Raw genomic sequence first — 21,226 nt, 5'->3', positions numbered from 1 at the left:
AGGAGCTTGTTCCTATGAAGACCCTCATCGCCACTCTTTTGATCGCCGCCCCCCTGATGGTGGTCAACCACGCCGCCGTTGCCGCCACCCCGACCAAGAGCACTGCCAAGACGGCGGCTCCCGCCAAGAAGTCTGCTGCCAAGAAAGGCGTGAAAGCTGCAGCCGGTGCTGCCGCCGCAGGCGCTGCGGTTGCCGTTGTCGCCGCCGGCCCGGCATCAGCTGCCTTGAGCACGGCAGACCTGGCCGTGTCCGAGCGCGTGTTCAAGGGCCGCATTCCCTGTGAACTGGGTGCCCACGTGAACGTGACGGCCGACTCGGCCAACCCTGGCTACTTCATCGTGGACGGCCGTGGCTTCAAGTACCACATGTCGCCTGTGAGCACCACCACCGGCACCGTGCGTCTGGAAGACAAGGCCGCTGGCGCGGTCTGGCTGCAAATTGCCAACAAGTCCATGTTGATGAACCAGAAGGCCGGTCAGCGCCTGGCCGATGAATGCATGAGCCCCGAGCAGCAGCAAGTGGCCGAAGCCATCAAGAAGAACCCACCTCCTAGCCTGTTGGACAACAAATAAGTCCCGCAAGGCTGAGGGCTGCCCTGTCCCACGCATGGCAGCCCTGTGATTTGCGCCACCCGCGCAGCCTTTTCCGAAAAAACCATTGGAGAGAACCCATGTTGAAAGCCTACCGTGACCATGTGGCAGAACGCGCCGCACTGGGCATCCCCCCTCTGCCTCTGGATGCCAAGCAGGTCGCTGAGCTGATCGAGCTGATCAAGAACCCGCCCGCTGGCGAAGACGCATTCCTGCTCGATCTGCTGACCCACCGCGTGCCGCCCGGAGTGGACGATGCGGCCAAGGTCAAGGCTTCCTTCCTGGCTGCCGTGGCCCATGGCGACGTGAAAGTGGCGCTGATCTCCAAGTCCAAGGCCACCGAGCTGCTGGGCACCATGGTGGGCGGCTACAACGTTCACCCCCTGATCGAGCTGCTGGACGACGCCGAAGTCGCCGGCGTGGCCGCCGATGCGCTGAAGAAGACATTGCTGATGTTCGACTTCTTCAACGACGTGGCCGACAAGGCCAAGGCCGGCAATGCCAAGGCCAAGGAAGTGATGCAAAGCTGGGCTGATGCCGAGTGGTTCACTTCGCGTCCCGAAGTTGAAAAGAAGATCACCGTCACCGTTTTCAAGGTGCCCGGTGAAACCAATACCGATGATCTGTCGCCCGCTCCCGATGCCTGGAGCCGTCCCGACATTCCGCTGCACTACCTGGCCATGCTCAAGAACACTCGTCCCGACGCGGCGTTCAAGCCCGAGGAAGACGGCAAGCGCGGTCCCATGAAGTTCATCGACGACCTGAAGGCCAAGGGCAACCTGGTCGCCTACGTGGGCGACGTGGTGGGCACCGGTTCTTCGCGCAAGTCGGCGACCAACTCCATCGTCTGGGCCACTGGCCAGGACATTCCTTTCGTCCCCAACAAGCGCTTTGGCGGCGTGACCCTGGGCGGCAAGATTGCTCCCATCTTCTTCAACACGCAGGAAGATTCGGGCTCGTTGCCTATCGAAGTGGATGTTTCCAAGCTGGAAATGGGCGACGTCATCGACGTGTTGCCCTACGACGGCAAGATCGTCAAGGACGGCGCTACTGTTGCCGAGTTCCAGCTCAAGAGCGACGTGCTGTTTGACGAAGTGCGCGCCGGCGGCCGTATCAACCTGATCATCGGCCGTTCGCTGACCGCCAAGGCCCGCGAATTCCTGGGTCTGGCTGCTTCCACCGCTTTCCGTCTGCCCACTGCACCGACTGAAACCAAGGCTGGCTTCACTTTGGCCCAAAAAATGGTCGGCCGTGCTGTCGGTCTGCCAGAAGGCCAGGGCGTGCGTCCCGGTACCTACTGCGAACCCCGCATGACCACCGTGGGCTCGCAAGACACCACCGGCCCCATGACCCGTGACGAGTTGAAGGACCTGGCCTGCCTGGGCTTCTCCGCCGACATGGTGATGCAATCCTTCTGCCACACGGCCGCTTACCCCAAGCCCGTGGACGTGAAGACCCACCGCGAACTGCCCCAGTTCATCAGCAACCGTGGCGGCGTGGCCCTGCGCCCTGGTGACGGCGTGATCCACAGCTGGCTCAACCGCCTGCTGTTGCCCGATACCGTGGGCACCGGCGGTGACTCGCACACCCGTTTCCCCATCGGCATTTCCTTCCCTGCAGGCTCCGGTCTGGTGGCCTTCGGCGCCGCCACCGGCGTGATGCCTCTGGACATGCCCGAGTCGATCCTGGTGCGCTTCAAGGGCGAAATGCAGCCCGGCGTGACCCTGCGCGATCTGGTGCACGCAATTCCTCTGTACGCTATCAAGGCCGGTCTGCTGACCGTGGCCAAGGCCGGCAAGATCAATGAATTCTCGGGTCGCATCCTGGAAATCGAAGGTCTGCCAGATCTGAAGGTCGAGCAAGCGTTCGAGCTGTCCGACGCCTCGGCCGAGCGCTCTGCCGCCGGTTGCACCATCAAGCTCAACCCCGAGCCGGTCAAGGAATACCTGACGTCGAACATCGTTCTGATGAAGAACATGATCGCCGACGGTTACGCCGATGCCAAGACGCTGCAACGCCGCATTGAAAAGGTCGAAGCCTGGTTGGCCCAGCCCGATCTGCTGGCTGCCGACAAGGATGCCGAGTACGCCCACGTCATCGAAATCGACCTGGCCGACATCAAGGAACCCATCGTCTGCTGCCCTAATGATCCCGATGATGCCAAGTTCCTGTCCGAAGTGGCCGGCACCAAGATCGATGAAGCCTTCATCGGTTCGTGCATGACCAACATCGGTCACTTCCGTGCCGCAGCCAAGCTGCTGGGCGGCCAGCGCGACATTCCCGTCAAGCTGTGGGTGGCGCCTCCCACCAAGATGGACCAGAGCGAGCTGATCAAGGAAGGCCATTACGCCGCCTTTGGTACGGCCGGTGCCCGTACCGAAATGCCCGGCTGCTCGCTGTGCATGGGCAACCAGGCTCAGGTGCGCGAAGGTGCGACGGTGATCTCCACCTCTACCCGCAACTTCCCCAACCGTCTGGGCAAGAACACGCAAGTGTTCCTGGGCTCGGCCGAACTGGCTGCGATCGCCTCGCGTCTGGGCAAGCTGCCTTCCAAGGAAGAGTATCTGAACGAAATGGGTGTGATCGATGCCGACAAGGCTTCGGTGTACCGCTACATGAACTTCGACCAGATCGCCGAGTACGCCGAAGTGGCTGCCAAGGTGTAAGCGTCTACAGCAAGGCCTTTTAAGGCCTGGCTCCCAAAGCCCGCAGGATGAAAGTCCTGCGGGCTTTGGTTTTTCAGGCTGGCTGTTTCAGCCGCTGCAGCACCAGCTGCGTTTCGGCATTGGCCGGAAAAAATGATTCGACGGCCAGCTCCTGCAGCGTCACATCCACGGGCGTTCCGAAGATGGTGATGGTGCTGATGAGGCTCAGCTTGCCCAGTTCGGTGTTCAGCTCGAAGGGCACGGCGATATGGCTGGCGGGCGGTAGGCCATGCGCCGCCTCGTCATGGCAGGGGTAGGCGGCAATCTCGTCATGCAGGGCCTGCAGCACGCTATCTGCCGTGGCGGCTATTTGCTGCTGCAAGCGGTGCAGCAGATGGGCGCGCCATTGGCCGGCATTGGCCAGGCGCGGTCCCAGTCCTTCGGGGTGCAGGCTCAGGCGCAGCACGTTCACGGGCGGCTGCAGCAGCCAGGGGGCCACGCCGCTCAGCAGCAGCGGCACGATGGCATTGGCGGCCACCAGGTTCCAGTGCCTGTCCACGGCCAGCGCGGGGTTGGGTTCGTGGCCTTTGAGCACCAGATCCACGGCCTGGCGCGCGGCTGCCAGATCGGGATGGTCCAGTGGGCGTGCCTGGTACATGGGTGCAAAGCCTGCTGCCACCAGCAGCGCATTGCGCTCGCGCAGCGGCACCGAGAGGCGCTCGGCCAGGCGCAGCACCATCTCGCGGCTGGGCTGTGCACGGCCGGTTTCCACATAGCTCAGGTGGCGGGTCGAGATCTCGGCATCCAGCGCCAGACCTTGCTGGCTCAGCCGGCGATGCTGACGCCAGTGGCGCAGGTGCTCGCCGAACGGCGCGCGTGCACCGGGCAGGGTAGAGGAGGAGGGCGCGGTGTTGAGGCTCATGGCTGCATCGTAGTGGCAGGCCAGACGCCAGGCCATGACCTGCGAGGTTATCGACGCTGTGCAGATCGATGGCAATCATGGAGTCCAGCAGCCGGCACAGGGCCGGTCGCCGACCTTTTGATTCAACAGGAGTTTTCCATGTCCTTCTTTGCTTCTCCCCGGTTTTTGCCCCGTGTGATGTGGGCCGACGCGGCTTCCTGTGCGGCCACGGGCGCTTTGCAACTGGCTGCCACCCAGCAGCTGGCGCAGCTGACGGGTTTGCCGTCCTCCTTGTTGGCGGGCACGGGCATCTTTCTGCTGGCCTATGCGCTGGCCGCCGGCTGGATGGCGCGCCGCCAGTCTGTGCCGCGCACGTTGATCGGCCTGGTGGCCGTGGGCAATCTGGGCTGGGCGCTGGGCTGTGCGGCGCTGATCTTTGGCATAGGCTTGCCGCTGAATGCCTGGGGCGTGGCCTGGGTGGCGGCGCAGGCCGTCGTGGTGCTGGCCCTGGCCGATCTGCAGTGGGCGGGTCTGCGTGCCACGCGCCATGCGGCAGCTGGCGGGCAACAGGCCGCTGCCTGAGCTAATCAAAAGGAGAGCCGACAGCGACTGCCAATCATCAAAAAGAGAATGTTTCCATGCTGAACGCAAGGAATGACGGGCGCTGCCAGCTATGCTTTTCGTTATAGCCACCATGCGCCCGGATGGATAAGCGGGTCCGGGGCGGCGCAGATAATTTCAAACGCTTAAAATTCACGGTTGCGCCGCGCTGGCGCTTTCTTCGCAACCATGGGTTCCCTCGCCCCCATCGACCAAAAAGGAATGTCATGACATCCGCTCATGCCGTGCAGACGCCATCGTCGCGCGTGCCATTTTATCTTTCTGTTCTCGTGGTGTTCCACATCGCCATCGTCATCGCCAGCAACTATCTGGTGCAACTGCCGATCACGCTGCTGGGCTATCACAGCACCTGGGGCGCCTTCAGCTTCCCTTTCATCTTCCTGGCCACCGACCTGACCGTGCGCCTGATCGGCAAGGTCGAGGCACGGCGCGTCATCACGCGCGCCATGCTGCCTGCGCTCTTGGTGTCCTATGTGGTGGGCGTGCTGTTCCATGAGGGCCACTTCAATGGCTGGGAAGCGCTGCAAAGCTTCAACAGCTTTGTGTTCCGCATCGCGCTGGCCAGCTTTGCCGCCTATGTGCTGGGCCAGTTGCTGGATATCCAGGTTTTCGACCGTATCCGCCAGCAAAGCCATGCCTGGTGGCTGGCGCCGGCAGCAGCTTCGGTGTTCGGCCAGGTGCTGGACACGGCGGCCTTTTTCTCGATCGCCTTCTGGCACAGCAGCGATGCCTTCATGGCCGCCAACTGGATGGAAATCGCCATGGTCGATTACGTCATCAAGCTGGCCGTGAGCCTGTTGCTGTTCGTTCCCGCCTATGGCGTGGTGCTGGCCACCATTGTGCGCACCATGCGCATGCCGACCGAGCCGGCGACCACGGCTGCTTGAGCCGCGCGCCCAGCCCCTGGTTTCCAGGGGGCGCTCTGAACCAGTCCGAGCCCGCCATGAAAAAGGCCGCCCTATCAAGGCGGCCTTTGCATTTTTCAAGTGTCTTGCGGCTCAGGCCTGGCTTTGCAGATAGTTCGGCAGCCCGACCTTGTCGATCAGACCCAGCTGCTTTTCCAGCCAGTAGGCGTGGTCTTGCTCGGTGTCGCGCAACTGGGCCAGCAAAATGTTGCGGCTCACATAGTCGCGGTGCTGCTCGCACAGTGCAATGCCTTGCTGAAGACCGGCGCGAACCTCGTATTCGGTGTCCAGATCCTTGCTCAGCATCTCGGGCACGGTTTCGCCGGGCGTGAATTCCTTGGGGCGCATGTCGGGGCGGCCGCCCAACATCAGGATGCGACGCAGCAGCGCATCGGCGTGCTGAGTCTCTTCCTGCATCTCGTGGTCCAGGCGCGTGAACAGCTTGCCAAAGCCCTGGTCTTCATAGATGCGCGAGTGCGCGAAGTACTGATCGCGTGCTGCGAGCTCGCCGCGCAGCAGCTCCTTGAGGTAGTCGACGACTTCGGGATGGCCTTGCATATTTGTTGTTCTCGGTGAAGCAGGTGAAGTACGAAGTATCTCGCAGCTGGCTTCAGGGAACAAAGACAGCTATCAATTCCCGAGCGCCAGCGTTCTGGATGCGGGCCGTAAGCAGATGTATTCGCATTGCCGAAGCGCTATTCCGACCGATCCGTCTGCTGGTGGTGACTTGCTGGGGTCGGCCAGAAGCGAATCTTTCGGTTCACTCCAGTGAGGCTTGCGGCTTGTGCTGGCACTCGCTGCGACCGCTATTGAGCTGGCCCAGTTTTTGGCTGACATTTTATGACTGAGTGCAAATACTGCGAGTGCCAGTTGGTTGCGCGCTCGCTGCCCAAACCATGAGTGCGATCCCGCTCACGCAGGTGCCCAATATGCAGACGCCAATCCAGCCACCTTGTGCATAGACGGCGGTTGAAGCTAAGGCACCTGCACCGCTGCCCACCGCGTAGAACAGCATGTAGCAAGCTACCAGCCGGCTATGTGCCTGCGTCGAACTTTGAAAAATCATGGCCTGGTTGGTGACATGCAGCGCTTGACAACCGATGTCGAGCAGCAGGATGCCTACGGCCAGCCACCATAGCGATACTTCCAGAAAGCTGAGTGGTATCCATGCCAGCAGTAGCAAGACGAGGGCTGCTGCGCTGGTTCTGTAGCTCCAGCCCTGGTCTGCCCATCGGCCGGCTGGGCCGGCAATAAACGCCCCTGCTGCACCGATCAACCCAAACGCGCCAATAGCCGAATGCGACAGTGACAACGGTGGCGCACTCAGCGGCAACGCCAGCGCACTCCAGAAGATGCTGAACACGGCAAACATCAGCAGCGCCAACGTACCTCGAACCCGAAGTACCCGATTTGTCCGCAACAGCGCAAGCATTGAGCGAACGAGTTCAAAATACGACAAGCGCTGAGCCAGGACTGCTTGAACCGGCAAATTGCGCCAGATCAGGGCGGCAAGCACGACCATGACTGCTGCGGAGCCGGCATACACAGCGCGCCAACCAGCCAGATCCGCAATCACCCCAGACCAGGCTCTGGCGAGCAACAGCCCCACGACCACACCCGCCTGAGCGGACCCCACAACCCGCCCGCGCTCCTGAGGCGCGGCCACGCTTGCCGCGTAGGCAATCATTCCCTGCGTCATTGCCGTCCCTAGCAGTCCCACGACCAGCATGCCTGCCATCAGGCCGGCGGTGCTCTGTGTCATCGCCAGCCAGGTCAGCGCAAAAATAAGACTCACCAGTTGCCATCGAACGAGTCGACGGCGGTCAAGCTGGTCCCCCAGGGGCACGAGGAATAGCAAGGCAAGCATGGACCCGGCCTGCGTGGCAGTCACCACACTTCCGATAGCGCCGAGTGAGACGCCAAAGTCCGAAGCCAATCGGTCGAGCAACGGTTGTGCGAAGTAAACGTTGGCGACGCTAGCCCCGCTGGTAAAGGCAAAAAGAGCCACGAGTTTCTGGGGCGTGGCCGCCACGGTGTGAGAGGAGTTTTGAGACACTGTTGAATTTGGTTTCAATATAAAACCAGATTGAGCATAGTATTTTTGGTTTTAAAATGCAACTAGAAAAGATAGAGTGCTCGATGGAGGTGTCTGATGGCGGAACGAAAACGAATGAATACCGCGACCTGTCCGGTAGCGCGGGCGCTTGATGTCATCGGTGACCGCTGGTCATTGTTGATAGTGCGGGATGCCTTTGATGGCATCAGCCGGTTTAGCGATTTTCAGAAAAACCTGGGTGTGGCACGCAATATCCTGGCCGTCAGGCTCAAGGCATTGGTAGAAGCAGGCATCCTGGAGGCTCAACCCGCTGCCGACGGTACGGCCTATCAGCAGTACATGCTCACGGCGAAAGGGCAGACTCTCTTTCCCGTCATCGTCGGGCTGCGCCAATGGGGTGAGGAAAACCTTTTTCACCCCAAGGAACACCATTCAAGGCTTGTCGAGATAGCCAGTGCTCAACCGGTTGCCCGCCTGGAAGTGCAAAGCCCTGACGGACGAAAGCTAGCGTTCAACGAGGTGGTGGTGACTGACAAGGTGCTGTAGCGGCACGCGAGGGCGCGTGCGCCTGGGTTTTTCTCGAAATTCGCTCATGGCCGCGCGGGCCGGCGCCATAGGGCAGGGAGATCCGACCTTGCTGATCCATCTTCAATGTTCGCCCAAGCGTCTTTGGGGAACTCGCGAGCGGGGGCAGGGCGCCCGCTCTGGCTCTGCTGGGCGCAACGCTGGCGGTTTTGTGTGCCTAGCAGCCGGAAATTCAGGGCGCAGTCGGTAGCGCGTTGATAGAGCGCAGAACCTTGCGTGCAATGCTCTGGCGCTTGGCAAGGTCGCCGAGCCTGTTCGGTGTGTCCATGTTCAAGGCAAAGAACACGGGGCCGCTGGGCCACTCTACCCAACCCACCCACCAGCCGATTTTTCCGGTCCAGCCCGTTTTAGCGCGCAGTATCCAGTCAGGGCCGGCTTCATTGATCATCACGTCCTTCACAAGCCGTTGATGTTCGACCTGGAAAGGCAGTTGATTGCGGTAAAGCCGCTGCAGGAAAGCAATCTGCTCGAAGGATGAGATGGCGAGGTCACCCTCAACCCAGAATGGCTTGTCGCCCGTGGCAACCGCATTGCCATACCCAATCTTTCGCATGTAGTCGGTCTCGCGTGCATCGCCGAGTTCCTTGGCGAAACGCTCGTACACCCAGACGGTGGAATTTCTCATCGCCGAGCGCAGATTCTGGTCCATGTTCCACGCCGCCGTAGGTCGTTTCACGCCATCCCACGGGATGACTTGAAATTCGTCACGCAGCAGCCCTGCATCAAGCGCGAATAGGCTGTGCGGAATCTTGAAGGTGGAGGCAGGCGAGTACCGCCGATTGGAACGCGGCACGTTGTAGACGTGGGTGGTTTCAGATTGCCCTCGGGCATCGAGAACGACGATGCTGCTTTGTGCGTCGGCTTCTGTGAAAACCCGAGGCCACTCGTTCTTTTCTTGAACCGGCGGGCCCGCCACTACCCCATGAGCAAACCCTGCGGCCAGGGCAGATAACACCAAATTTCGTCGATTCATGCGACTAGTTTAAAGGTCAAAGGAACCCGATTTTGGGTGGCTGGAATAGTGGCTGTATTGGTTTGTTGCGAGGACGAGCGTCTCTTGCCGGTCGGTTGCAGCCGGTGGCCGGATTGAGAGTGCAGCTCAGTTCGGAGCGGAATGCCGGTCAACGGACAGCCCGCATCCGCACTTGGGTTGCCATGACTTGGCGTCAAAGTTCGGCCACGGCCTGCTTTAGACAGGTCAGCAGCTCCTGCACCAGCGGATTGGTAGGTGTGCGGCGCCACATGGCCAGCATTTCGGACGAAGGGTGTGACCCCAGCAGCGGGCGGAACACCAGGCGCGGCATGCCCACGCGCTCCAGCGCGGCAGGTACCAGTGCCACGCCCTGGCCTAGCGAGACCAGGGAGATCACCGACAGCCAGTGTCTTACCTCGTGCCGCACCTCGGGTGCGAAGCCGTGGGCCTGGCACATCTCGTAGATGCGCTGGTGGTAGGTGGGAGAGACCAGGCTGGAAAACAGGATCAGCCGGTCGTTCCTGAGTTCGGCCAAGTCGACGGCTGCGCTGGCATGCAGCGCATGGTGCTCGGGCATGCAGACCACGAAGGGCTCTGCCATGATGAGCTGGCTGGCAATGGTTTCGGGCGGCTGTATGGAGTGGACCAGAGCCATGTCAAGCCGCATCTGCTGCAGCTCCAGGATCTGCTCGGCGCTGTTGGCTTCCAGCATGTCCACGCGCACCTGGGGGTGGGTTTGCTGGAACTGCTCCAGCGCCTGGGGCAGGCCGCGATACAGGCTGGAGCCGACAAAACCCAGGCGCAGATGGCCGCGCGTGCCCAGGGCCACATCGCGTGTTTCCTGCGCGGCCTGTTGGCTCAGGGCCAGCAGCTGGCGTGCCTTGCCCAGCAGGTGCTCGCCCGCTGCCGTCATGCGCACTTCCTTGCTGTTGCGCTCAAAAAGACTGGCTTGCAGCTCCTGCTCCAGCTGTTTGATGGCCACGCTCAGCGGCGGCTGCGAGATGGCCAGCCGCTGGGCGGCACGGCCAAAGTGCAGCTCTTCGGCCACGACGACAAAGTAGCGCAACAGGCGTAATTCCATTCCAGCTCCAGTCAAAGTGCTTTGTTGATACTTAAAAAGTATTGTTCATGATTTTATTAATATTTGACGCGAATCATGAGAGGCGCTGAAATGGGCGGCAACAGGTGCTGGTATGGATGTTTTTCAAGTTTTGTGTGCTTGAACATGCTGGCCCGCAAGGAGTACCCATGTCGGCTTCCAATCCATCCCAGCAAACCGCCATTGCCAGCGCAGCGGCACAGACCAGCCACCCCGTGCCCGACCGCCATGGCGCCAATTTCTATGCCGGCGATGCCGAGCTGCAGGCACTGCTCAAGCTCTATCTGCCCGCCGACCTGCTGGCCCATCTGCAGCCGTATTTTCAGCACATGGGTGAGCTGGCCGGAGGCCGCATCGATGAGCTGGCCAGCATTGCCGACAAGAACCCGCCGGAGCTGGAATACCGCAGCCGCTCGGGCCAGGACCGCCAGCGCATCATCAAGCACCCGGCCTATGAAGAACTGGAGCGCATTGCCTATGGTGAGTTCGGCCTGCAAGCCATGTCCCATCGCGATGACATGCTGGGCTGGCAGGGCAAAATGCCGCCGATCGTCAAATACGCGCTGACCTATCTGTTCGTGCAGTCCGAGTTCGGCCTGTGCTGTCCGCTGTCGATGACGGATTCGCTGACCCGCACCTTGAAGAAGTTCGGCACGACCGAGCTGGTGGACAAATACCTGCCCCAGCTGCTGTCGCTGGACTGGGACAGCCAGGCCCAAGGCGCCATGTTCATGACCGAGCAGGCGGCCGGCTCGGACATCTCCAACACCCAGACCATGGCCTATCCCCAGGCCGACGGCAGCTGGCGTCTCACGGGCGACAAATGGTTTTGCTCCAATCCCGATGCGGAATTTGCCATGGTGCTGGCGCGCGTCGATGGCGGTGCGCCCGGCATGAAGGGCATTTCGCTGTTCCTGCTGCCGCGCCACCTCGATGACGGCAGCGACAACCGCTACCGAATCATTCGCTTGAAGGACAAGATGGGCACGCGCTCCATGGCCAGCGGCGAGATCCGCATGGACGGCGCTCTGGCCTATCTGGTGGGCGAGCAGGGCCGGGGCTTTGTGCAGATGGCCGACATGGTCAACAACTCGCGCCTGTCCAACGGCGTGCGTTCGGCCGGCATGATGCGCCGCGCCGTGGCCGAGGCTGAGTTCATTGCCCACGAGCGCATCGCCTTCGGCAAGCGCATCGAGGACATGCCGCTGATGCAGCGCCAGCTCGACAAGCTGCGCCTGCCTGCCGAGCAGGCGCGCAGCATGGTGTTCCAGACCGCACAGACGCTGATGCAATCCGATGCCGGCGCTCCCGATGCCTATGCACTGCTGCGCATTCTGACGCCCATGCTCAAGTTCCGCGCCTGCCGCGATGCACGCAAGGTCACGGGTGACGCCATGGAAGTGCGCGGTGGCTGCGGCTATATCGAGGAATGGAGCGACGCGCGTCTGGTGCGCGATTCCCACCTGGGCTCCATCTGGGAAGGCACGAGCAATATCGTGGCGCTGGATGTGATTCGCGCCATCAAGCGCGAAGGCTCTCTGCCTGTCTTGCAGAGCTATCTGAAGGGGCTGCTGGATGGGGCGCAGCTCACCGCTGCTTACCGTCAGGCACTGGAAGAGGCTCTGGCCCGCGCCAGCGCCCTGGCCGAAAAAGCCGCCCAGGAAGGTGGCGATGTGCTGGCCCGCCAGGCGGCTACCGGTCTCTACAACTGCACCTCCGCCATCGCCATGGCCTGGGAAGCGGCTCAGACCGGTTCGGCCCAGCGCCTGCGTCTGTCGCAGCTGGTGCTGCTGCACCGCGTGCTGCCACGCGATCCGCTGGAGTCTGGCCAGGTGCCGGCAGCGTGGTTGGCATGATCTGAGTCAAAAGCTGCTCCAGCGCAATATAGAAAAGCGCTGGCAGCTATCAATTTTTATAAGCCAACGCACGATTGGCATATCGCAATCAAGGAGACAAGTCATGAGTTTGAATCGTCGTCTGTTCGTGGGCGCTGGCGTGATGGCCGCTGCAGCCCTGGGTCTGGGAACTTCGCTGGGCGCCGTGGCTGCCGAGAAATTCCCCGAGCGTCCCATCATGTTCGTCGTGCCCTTTCCCCCGGGCGGCCCCACCGATGCCATGGCCCGTATTCTGGCCACCGAGCTGACCCGGGAGCTGGGCCAGAGCGTGATCGTGGAAAACAAGGCCGGTGCCGGCGGCAACATCGGTGCGGACTACGTAGCCCGCGCCAAGCCCGATGGCTACACGCTGATGTTCGGCACCTCGGGTCCGCTGGCCATCAACAAGCCGCTGTACAAGACCATCAGCTACGACCCGCGCACCAGCTTCACGCCCATCATTTACGTGGGCTATCTGCCCAATGTGCTGGTGGTGCGCGCCAACCTGAGCGTGAGCAGCGTCAAGGAGCTGATTGCGCTGGACAAGGCCAAGCCCGGCAAGCTCAACTTTGCCTCCTCCGGCAATGGCGCTTCCTCTCATCTGGCCGGCGTGCTGTTCAACGGCATGGCCGGTACCGATTTTCAACATGTGCCCTACAAAGGCACGGGCCCGGCGCTCAACGATTTGCTGGCCGGCCAGGTGGACATGGCTTTCACCGACATCCTCACGGCCATGCCCTATATCAAGGCAGGCAAGTTCAAGGCCCTGGGCATTGCCACGGCCAAGCATTCCAGCGCCATGCCGCAAATCCCCACCATTGCCGAGCAAGGTCTGCCCGGTTATGACGTGAGCGTGTTCTTTGGCGTGGTCGGCCCCAAGGGCATGCCGGCAGATCGGGTGGAGCTGCTTAACCGCGCCTATACCAAGGCCCTGGATTCCGAAAATGTCAAAAAAGCCTTTGCCGCCCAGGGGCTGGAGCGCGGAGCCGACACCAAACCGGCCTATCTGACCAGCCTGGTGAAAACCGAGGTCGACAAGTGGACTGAGGTGGTGCAAAAAGCCGGCGTCAAACTGGATTAAACAGATCAACCGGAGGCCGCAATGCAAAGACGTCAACTCCTGATCGCCACGGGCGCGGCTGCCGCGACCCGCAGCTTGCCCGCGCTGGCTGCCGAGGCCTACCCCGAGCGCTCCATCGCGCTGATCGTGCCCTATGGCGCGGGCGGGCCTACGGACACCCATATCCGTGCCGTGGCCGAGGCCGTCGGTAAATTGCTGGGCCAGCCCATGGTCATAGACAACCGGGCCGGTGCCAACGGCGTCAATGCGGCTGCCGTGCTGGCCCAGTCGCGCACGGCGGCCGACGGCTATACGCTGGGCATTTTGCCGGCCTCGGTGTACCGCGAGCCGCATATGCAAAAAACCAGCTTTGATCCGCGCAAGAGCTTCAGCTACATCGCGCTGTTGTCCGATTACGCTTTCGGCCTGGCCGTGCGCGCCGATGCGCCGTACAAGAGCTGGGCCGACTTTGCGGCCGCCGCCAGAAAGCAGCCGGGCAAGCTCAATGTCGGTGCCACCGGCGCTTTGGGTACGCCGCGCATCGTGATGGACGAGATCGCCGACATGGCAGGCCTGCAGTACAACGTCGTGCCCTACAAGGGCGATGCCGAACTGGCGACGGCACTGCTGGGCGGCCATATCGATGCCGCGCCGCTGTCAGGCATTGCCGTGCCGCATATCGAGGCCGGCAAGCTGCGCTATCTGGCCATGCTGACGCCCGAGCGCATCAAGCGCTACCCTCAGCTGCCCACGCTGCGCGAGGCCGGCGTCAACGCCTGGATAGATTCGCCGTATGGCGTGGCCGGCCCTGCGGGCATGGATGCGGCGCGGGTGCAAAAACTCAGCGCTGCCTTCCAGCAGGCGCTCAGCTCCCCCGCCAGCCTGCAGGCGCTGGAGCAGCTCAATCAGCCGCTCAACTATCTGGACCCCAAGGCCTACCAGGCTTATGCGCTGCAAAGCTTCGCTCGCGAAGAAGCGCGTGTGGCCAAGCTGCGCCAGAGAGGGCTGCTGTCATGAGCGAGCTGCCATTGCCTCCTTTATCAGCGTTTGCCGGCGAAGCGCCCGGCACGCTGTTCGGCCTGTCCATGCCGTTGGCTGCCGCTTTTCATCTGACCGGCACACATATAGGCAATGACGCTGCCCGCATCGTCATGCCACCCAATCCCGCCTACGGCAACAGCCGGGGCGACGTGCACGGCGGCGTGCTGGCCATGCTGATGGACTGCGCACTGGCCTCTGCCGTGCGCTCGCACGACCCGGCGCGCTTTGGCGTCGCCACCATCGATCTGACCATGCACTATCTCGCGCCGGCACGGGGCGAGGTGGTGGCTCTGGCCGTATGTGAACGCCGGGGCCGCTCTATCAGCTTTGCGCGCGGCCAGGTCTTTGACAGCGAAGGCACGCTGCTGGCCCTGGCAACGGGCACCTTCAAACTTCTGGAACGCAGCATATGACAACCTCTCTTCCTTCCGGCGCGCTGCAAGGCGTCAAGGTCCTTGATCTGTCGCGCATTCTGGGCGGCCCGTTTTGCGGGCAGGTCCTGGGCGACCACGGCGCCGATGTGCTCAAGGTCGAGCCGCCTCAGGGCGACGATACGCGCACCTGGGGCCCTCCGTTTCAGGAAGGCGTGGCCTCTTATTACTTTGGCCTGAACCGCAACAAGCGCACCCAGTTTCTGGACCTGTCCTCTGCCGAGGGGCAGGCGCGCGTGCGCGAGCTGATGGCCCAGGCCGATGTGGTGGTGGAGAATTTCAAGGTCGGCACCATGGAGAAGTGGGGCATTGGCTACGAGCAGATGCGCGAGCAGCTGCCGCAGCTGATCTGGTGCCGCGTCACCGGCTTTGGCGCCGACGGCCCGCTGGGCAGCCTGCCCGGTTACGACGCTGCCATTCAGGCCATGGGCGGCCTCATGAGCATCAATGGAGAGGCCGACGGCGATCCCCTGCGCGTGGGCTTGCCCGTGGTGGACATGGTTACCGGCCTGAATGCCACGATAGGCGTGCTGCTGGCGCTGCATGAGCGCGCACGCAGCGGCCTGGGGCAGTTGGTGGATGCTGCGCTGTACGACTCCGGCCTGTCGCTGCTGCATCCCCATGCAGCCAACTGGTTCATGGGAGGCAAGGTGCCGCAGCGCTCGGGCAATGCCCATCCCAATATCTACCCGTATGACGCTTTGAATACCGGCGGCGCTCCGATTTTTTTGGCCGTGGGCAACGACCGGCAATTTCGCTTGTTGTGCAGCCATGTGGGGCGTGAAGCGCTGGGACAAGATGTGCGCTTTGCCACGGCCGGCCAGCGCTCGGTCAACCGGGTCGAACTCAAGGCCCTGCTGGAAGAGGCTTTGCTGGTGTTCGATGGCGTGAGTCTGGCCGATGAGCTGATGGCCATTGGTGTGCCCGCCGCGCCGGTGCTCAATGTGGCGCAGGCGCTTGAGCATCCGCACACGCAGCACCGGGAGATGATTGTCGAGATGGGCGACTATAAAGGTCTGGGCGCGCCGATCAAACTCAGCCGCACCCCCGCCAGCTACCGGTTTGCGCCCTTGAGCGAAGGCCGGGAATTCCTGCCTGACCCGGACGTCGATCTGGACAAGGCTGAGAAGCCCGCCGCTTGAAGGCGCTTTGATGCCCGCTTGATGCAGCATTGACCTGCCCCCGAAAAGCCCGTGCAATGCTTGTGCGGGCTTTTTTCATGGAAGCAATCAAATTGATAGCTGCTGGCGCTTATGTATTCAGGGCTTGAGGCAGATTGAATGTGTTTTTCGCACGCAATCGCTGCGGGCCTCTGGGGGGCCGCGTTGACCTGCTTCAGACGCAGGTTATCTCTGCAGTGCCTGCCGCTGGCGGCATGGGCCAAATCGCCACGCCACCACAATTTGAAAAAAAGATGGAATAAAACCGCGTTCAGGACTGTTTACCGCAAGTCAACCCCAAGGAGAGACTTCATGCTACGTATCGCTTCCCTGACGATTTTTTCCGCAGCCCTGCTGGCGGCATGTTCCACAGCCTCCGTCACACCGGCGCAATCCCCGGCCACCGTCATGAACGGCGCGTTGGTCGGCCCCAACCAGATGACGCTTTATGTCTTTGACAAGGATGCCGCCGGTTCCGGCAAAAGCGTTTGCAACGGCGGCTGCGCCACCAACTGGCCGCCGCTGATGGCTCCTGCAACGGCGGGCGCCATGGGCGACTGGAGCGTGGTGACGCGAGACGACGGCAGCAAGCAATGGGCGTACAAAGGCCGTCCGCTGTACTTCTGGGCCAAGGATGCCAAGCCCGGCGACAAGACCGGTGACGGCTTCCTCAACAACAGCTGGCATACCGCCAAGCCCTGAGTGAACATAGACGCCGCCATCGTCCATATCCCGCGCCTGCGCCGCTATGCGCGTGCGCTGGTGGGCGATGCTGCCCAGGCGGATGATCTGGTGCAGGACACGCTGGAGCGTGCCTGCCAGAAATGGGCGCTGTGGCGGCCGCCCGTCGCCGCATCCGCAGACGAGGCCCAGAAAGCCTTGCGCAGCTGGCTGCTGACCCTGATGCACAACCTCTTTGCCAATCAGTGGCAGCAGACGGCGCGCCATCGCACGGTGGAGCTCGATGAGGGCATGGACCCCAGCTACGACCCCACGGCCAAGATGGGGCTGCAGCTGGATCTGCAGCGTGCGCTGACCCTGCTGGCGCCGCAGGCCCGTGAAGTGCTGTTGTTGGTGGGGATGGAGCAGCTCAGTTATGCCGAGACGGCGCAGCTGCTGGGCGTGCCGGTAGGTACTGTGATGTCCCGCCTGTCGCGGGCGCGTGAGCAATTGCGGCGCCTGATGGAAGGAGAAAGACCTGTTGCGAGCGTGCTGAGGGCAGTCAAATGAAAGAGCAATCCATGTCAAGTCACCACCCCGATGAATCCATGCTGCATGCCTGGATGGATGGCGAGCTGGTGCCCGAAAGCGCCGCCGCCGTGGCGCAATGGCTGGCCGAACACCCCGATGAAGCGGCGCGCATGGCTGCCTTGCAGGCCCAGAATGCCGGCTTGCAGGCCCTGCATGCCCAGGTGCTGGATGAACCCGTGCCGCTGCAGTTGCAGCGCGCGCTGCGGCGTGCGCCCGTGCAATGGCGTTGGCCCCATGCCCTGGCGGCAGGGCTGATGTTGAGCGTGGGCCTTGGCCTGGGTTATGGCGCGGCCAATATGGGCCACCAGCGGGCGGCCCTGGCGCAGGCCGGTGCCGCAGGGGGCTCGGTGCAGACGGTGAAATCCATGCAGCTGCCGATGTTTGTGCGCGAGGCGGCTGCGGCCCATGCGGTCTATGTGCCCGAGCAGCGCCACCCGGTCGAGGTGGCCGCGCAGCAGCAGGCACACCTGGTGCAATGGCTGTCCAAGCGGTTGGGCGTACAGCTCAAGCCCCCGGTACTGGAGACCCAAGGTTTTCATCTGATGGGCGGACGTCTGCTGCCCGGCGAAACCGGCCAGGCGCGTGCCCAGTTCATGTACGAGGATGCCGCCGGCCAGCGCTTGACGCTGTATGTGTCGGTGCTGTCCAAGCAGGGCGCCAGCGCCGCACCCGTGGCTTTTCAGTGGGCCAGCGACGGAGCGACCCAGGGCTTTTACTGGATAGACGGGCAGCAAGGCTATGCCTTGAGCGCCGCCATGCCGCGCGAACGGCTGCAGGTCCTGGCCGAGGCGATTTATCACCAGCTGAGCTAGCACTGTTGCCAGCTCTTGCACCGCTGAGCCCGCTCCGCATGCCGGACGGGCTTTGGCTTTTATGCTCTTCGATAAATAGCAGGAGCCCAGGAGTGGGCGGCGCTTGGCGGGCGCTCTGCATCGAATCTCGGCAAGCTGATTCCTATCGACTAAGCCTGCATGGGGCATGGACTCCCACACCGCAGCTGGCATGAACTGTGCACAATGGAATGCACCAGAGTTATCCCCGTATTTTTTCGATGGAGAGCCTCACGATGCGTCACGCCTATTCCAAAACCCTGAAGTCCTTCGAGACCGAAAGCGGCAAAAAAGGCCAGTTCTATTCCCTGCCCGCCCTGGCCAAGCAGTTTCCCGAAATCAAGCGGCTGCCGGTATCCATACGCATTGTTCTGGAGTCTGTGCTGCGCAACTGCGACGGCAACAAGATCACCGAGGAACATGTGGCGCAGCTGGCGCGCTGGAAACCCAGTGCCGAGCGCAGCGATGAAATTCCTTTTGTGGTCTCGCGCGTGGTGCTGCAGGACTTCACCGGCGTGCCGCTGCTGGCCGACCTGGCTGCCATGCGTAGCGTCGCGGCCAAGCTGGGCAAAAAGCCCAAGGCCATCGAGCCGCTGGTGCCGGTGGACCTGGTGGTCGATCACTCCATCATGGTCGATTACTTCGGCACCAAGAAGGCGCTGGATCTGAACATGAAGCTGGAGTTTCAGCGCAATCAGGAGCGTTACCAGTTCATGAAATGGGGCATGCAGGCCTTTGACACTTTTGGCGTGGTGCCTCCCGGCTTCGGCATCGTCCACCAGGTCAATCTGGAGTATCTGGCACGCGGCGTACACAAGACCAAAGACGGTGTGTACTACCCCGACACCCTGGTAGGCACCGACAGCCACACCACCATGATCAACGGCATTGGCGTGGTGGCCTGGGGTGTGGGCGGCATCGAGGCCGAAGCAGCCATGCTGGGTCAGCCCGTGTACTTCTTGACGCCTGATGTGGTGGGTTTCGAGCTGACCGGCCAGTTGCGCGAAGGCGTGACGGCCACCGATCTGGTGCTCACGGTCACGGAAATCCTGCGCAAGGCAAAAGTGGTGGGCAAGTTTGTCGAGTTCTTTGGCGAAGGCACGCGCACGCTGGCCCTGCCTGATCGCGCCACCATAGGCAATATGGCGCCCGAGTACGGTGCCACCATGGGCTTTTTCCCCGTCGATGAAAAAACCATCGAGTACTTCAAGGGCACGGGCCGTACCAAGAACGAAATCCAGGCCTTCGAGGCCTATTTCAAGGCGCAGAAGCTGTTTGGCGTGCCCAAGGCCGGCGAGATTGACTACTCCCATGTGGTGACGCTGGATCTGGGCACGGTAGCCCCCAGCCTGGCCGGCCCCAAGCGTCCACAGGATCGCATCGAGATCGGTCATGTGGCGGGCAAGTTCGGTGAGCTGTTCAGCGCACCGGCGGCCGACAACGGCTTCAACCAGGCGCCCGAAAAGCTGCAAAAGCGTTATCTGGTGCAGGTCGGCGGCATGGAAGCCCTGCCGCCCGACGCCAAGGTTTTGCCAGCGGGCGCGCCGCGCAATGTGATCGAGATGGACGCCAACAAACCCAGGCTGGCGCAGGCGCAAGCCAGCGATGTGGCGGCCGACGCACGCACGCAGGCCGGCGAGGGCGCCAGCTTTGACATCGGCAACGGCGATGTGCTGATTGCCGCCATTACCAGCTGCACCAACACCTCCAACCCCAGCGTGATGCTGGCGGCCGGCCTGCTGGCCAAAAAGGCGGTGGAAGCGGGTCTCAAGGTCAAGCCCCATATCAAGACCTCGCTGGCGCCTGGCTCGCGGCTGGTCACGCGCTATCTGACGGAGGCCGGGCTGCTTCCCTATCTGGAAAAGCTGGGCTTTGCCATCGCCGGCTACGGCTGCACCACCTGCATAGGCAATGCCGGCGACCTTACGCCGGAGATCAATGCCTCCATCACGCAGAACAACCTGGTCTGCTCGGCCGTGCTCTCGGGTAACCGCAATTTCGAAGCCCGCATACACCCCAACATCAAGGCCAACTTCCTGGCCAGTCCGCCCCTGGTCGTGGCCTATGCGATTGCCGGAACCGTGTGCAAGGATTTGATGACCGAGCCGGTGGGCAAGGGCAAGAAAGGCCGCGATATCTACCTGGGCGATATCTGGCCCAGCAGCGAGGAAGTCCATGCCTTGCTCAAGTACGCCATGAACGGCAAGGCCTTCAGGAGTAATTACGAGCAGGTTGCCAGTGAACCCGGCAAGCTCTGGGAAAAGATCAAGGGTGTGACGGGCGCAATCTATACCTGGCCCGAGAGCACTTATATCGCCGAGCCGCCGTTCTTCGAGAATTTTGCTCTCGAATTGAAAGCGTCATCCGTAGATTCTGAAAAGGCTACAGGCCAAAAAGAGTCCAAGTCTGATGCCGCGCCGAATGCGGTACCCAATGCGGTTTATGGCGCCCGCATCATGGCCTTGTTCGGAGACTCCATCACCACCGACCATATCTCGCCGGCAGGCTCCATCAAGGACAGCTCGCCGGCCGGCAAATGGCTGCTGGAGCATGGTGTGCACAAGGCCGACTTCAACAGCTACGGCTCGCGCCGTGGCAACCATGAGGTGATGATGCGCGGCACTTTTGCCAATGTGCGCATCAAGAATCTGATGATTCCCGCAGGCGCTGACGGCTCGCGCGAGGAGGGCGGCGTCACTCTCTACCGTGACGATCACGGCAAGACCGAGAAGCTGCCCATCTACGATGCAGCCATGAAGTACCAGGCCGCCGGCCGCGCCACCGTGGTGCTGGCGGGTGAGGAGTACGGCACCGGATCCAGCCGGGACTGGGCGGCCAAGGGCACGCAGCTGCTAGGCATCAAGGCCGTGGTGGCGCGCAGCTTTGAGCGTATTCACCGCTCCAATCTGGTGGGCATGGGCGTGCTGCCGCTGCAGTTCAAGGGTCATGACAGCTGGGAGACGCTGGGCCTGACGGGCGATGAATTCATCGATGTGATTCCTGCCGTCGATCTGGCACCGCAAAGCGATGCACAGCTGATCATCACCCGCGCCGACGGCAGCAAAAAAAGCGTCACCGTCAAGCTGCGCATAGACACGCCTATCGAGGTGGATTACTACCGCCACGGCGGCATTCTGCCCTATGTGCTCAGGCAGTTGCTAAGCTGAGTTTCCTGGAACGACAAAGGCCTGCTCGCTTGCGCGG

Annotated in this window: 19 protein-coding genes; 14 read left to right on the top strand and 5 right to left on the bottom strand. The window is 62.2% G+C overall.

Annotated features, from left to right (window positions below):
- The first annotated feature begins 14 nt into the window (after positions 1-14).
- Together EAO39_RS16945 and acnB are read left to right on the top strand one after the other, a co-directional pair.
- Positions 15-572, top strand: a complete 558-nt coding sequence (locus tag EAO39_RS16945) for a hypothetical protein (RefSeq protein ID WP_120969706.1) — start codon at positions 15-17, stop codon at positions 570-572.
- Between the two features lie 98 nt (positions 573-670).
- A complete protein-coding gene (gene acnB, locus EAO39_RS16940) occupies positions 671-3,256 on the top strand; it encodes a bifunctional aconitate hydratase 2/2-methylisocitrate dehydratase (RefSeq protein WP_120969703.1) in 2,586 nt (861 codons plus the stop codon).
- A gap of 73 nt (positions 3,257-3,329) precedes the next feature.
- On the opposite strand, the gene EAO39_RS16935 is transcribed toward acnB, so the two are convergent.
- Entirely contained in the window at positions 3,330-4,157 is an 828-nt protein-coding gene (locus EAO39_RS16935; RefSeq protein ID WP_240467116.1) for a helix-turn-helix transcriptional regulator, read from the bottom strand.
- A 138-nt stretch (positions 4,158-4,295) separates the two neighbouring features.
- On the opposite strand from EAO39_RS16935, the gene EAO39_RS16930 reads away from it, so the two are divergent.
- Positions 4,296-4,718: a hypothetical protein gene (locus EAO39_RS16930; protein WP_120969697.1), complete on the top strand. Its 423-nt coding sequence runs from the start codon at positions 4,296-4,298 to the stop codon at positions 4,716-4,718.
- 245 nt (positions 4,719-4,963) lie between these two features.
- Positions 4,964-5,644 (top strand): 7-cyano-7-deazaguanine/7-aminomethyl-7-deazaguanine transporter, encoded by a 681-nt coding sequence (locus EAO39_RS16925; RefSeq protein WP_120969694.1) that lies wholly within the window; start codon positions 4,964-4,966, stop codon positions 5,642-5,644.
- Between the two features lie 111 nt (positions 5,645-5,755).
- Here EAO39_RS16925 and bfr read toward each other — a convergent pair whose 3' ends face one another.
- Both bfr and EAO39_RS16915 read right to left on the bottom strand, forming a co-directional pair.
- Positions 5,756-6,220 (bottom strand): bacterioferritin, encoded by a 465-nt coding sequence (gene bfr / locus EAO39_RS16920; protein WP_120969691.1) that lies wholly within the window; start codon positions 6,218-6,220, stop codon positions 5,756-5,758.
- Between the two features lie 280 nt (positions 6,221-6,500).
- Positions 6,501-7,718 (bottom strand): MFS transporter, encoded by a 1,218-nt coding sequence (locus EAO39_RS16915; protein ID WP_120969688.1) that lies wholly within the window; start codon positions 7,716-7,718, stop codon positions 6,501-6,503.
- A 96-nt stretch (positions 7,719-7,814) separates the two neighbouring features.
- On the opposite strand from EAO39_RS16915, the gene EAO39_RS16910 reads away from it, so the two are divergent.
- A complete protein-coding gene (locus EAO39_RS16910) occupies positions 7,815-8,264 on the top strand; it encodes a helix-turn-helix domain-containing protein (RefSeq protein ID WP_120969685.1) in 450 nt (149 codons plus the stop codon).
- Positions 8,265-8,475: 211 nt separating this feature from the next.
- On the opposite strand, the gene blaOXA is transcribed toward EAO39_RS16910, so the two are convergent.
- Complete coding sequence (gene blaOXA / locus EAO39_RS16905; RefSeq protein WP_240467040.1) at positions 8,476-9,276, bottom strand: class D beta-lactamase; 801 nt, start codon at positions 9,274-9,276, stop codon at positions 8,476-8,478.
- A 193-nt stretch (positions 9,277-9,469) separates the two neighbouring features.
- Positions 9,470-10,357, bottom strand: a complete 888-nt coding sequence (locus EAO39_RS16900) for a LysR family transcriptional regulator (protein ID WP_120969682.1) — start codon at positions 10,355-10,357, stop codon at positions 9,470-9,472.
- A 167-nt stretch (positions 10,358-10,524) separates the two neighbouring features.
- Here EAO39_RS16900 and EAO39_RS16895 point away from each other — a divergent pair, with 167 nt between their 5' ends.
- From EAO39_RS16895 to EAO39_RS16855, 9 genes are all read left to right on the top strand, one after another.
- Complete coding sequence (locus EAO39_RS16895) at positions 10,525-12,231, top strand: acyl-CoA dehydrogenase family protein (protein WP_120969679.1); 1,707 nt, start codon at positions 10,525-10,527, stop codon at positions 12,229-12,231.
- 103 nt (positions 12,232-12,334) lie between these two features.
- Positions 12,335-13,330 carry a tripartite tricarboxylate transporter substrate binding protein gene (locus EAO39_RS16890; protein WP_120969676.1) on the top strand — a complete coding sequence of 332 codons (996 nt, stop codon included), beginning with the start codon at positions 12,335-12,337 and terminating at the stop codon, positions 13,328-13,330.
- Between the two features lie 21 nt (positions 13,331-13,351).
- Positions 13,352-14,326 carry a tripartite tricarboxylate transporter substrate binding protein gene (locus EAO39_RS16885; protein WP_120969673.1) on the top strand — a complete coding sequence of 325 codons (975 nt, stop codon included), beginning with the start codon at positions 13,352-13,354 and terminating at the stop codon, positions 14,324-14,326.
- Positions 14,323-14,763 carry a PaaI family thioesterase gene (locus tag EAO39_RS16880; RefSeq protein WP_120969670.1) on the top strand — a complete coding sequence of 147 codons (441 nt, stop codon included), beginning with the start codon at positions 14,323-14,325 and terminating at the stop codon, positions 14,761-14,763. Before EAO39_RS16885 ends, EAO39_RS16880 begins: the two co-directional genes overlap by 4 nt.
- Complete coding sequence (locus EAO39_RS16875; protein ID WP_120969667.1) at positions 14,760-15,923, top strand: CoA transferase; 1,164 nt, start codon at positions 14,760-14,762, stop codon at positions 15,921-15,923. The genes EAO39_RS16880 and EAO39_RS16875 overlap by 4 nt, the downstream gene beginning before the upstream one ends.
- 330 nt (positions 15,924-16,253) lie before the next feature.
- On the top strand, positions 16,254-16,643 hold the full coding sequence (locus EAO39_RS16870; protein WP_120969664.1) for a hypothetical protein: 390 nt from the start codon (positions 16,254-16,256) through the stop codon (positions 16,641-16,643).
- Positions 16,644-17,171, top strand: a complete 528-nt coding sequence (locus tag EAO39_RS16865; RefSeq protein WP_120969661.1) for an RNA polymerase sigma factor — start codon at positions 16,644-16,646, stop codon at positions 17,169-17,171.
- Positions 17,172-17,182: 11 nt separating this feature from the next.
- Positions 17,183-18,004: an anti-sigma factor gene (locus EAO39_RS16860; RefSeq protein ID WP_120971212.1), complete on the top strand. Its 822-nt coding sequence runs from the start codon at positions 17,183-17,185 to the stop codon at positions 18,002-18,004.
- A 254-nt stretch (positions 18,005-18,258) separates the two neighbouring features.
- Entirely contained in the window at positions 18,259-21,189 is a 2,931-nt protein-coding gene (locus tag EAO39_RS16855) for an aconitate hydratase (RefSeq protein WP_120969658.1), read from the top strand.
- The last annotated feature ends 37 nt before the right edge of the window (positions 21,190-21,226 follow it).

Origin of the sequence: Comamonas sp. lk (assembly GCF_900564145.1) — a bacterium.
GTDB lineage: Bacteria > Pseudomonadota > Gammaproteobacteria > Burkholderiales > Burkholderiaceae_C > Comamonas.
Note: the sequence above shows the minus strand (reverse complement) of the source record. Positions and strands in the feature narration are given on the sequence as shown.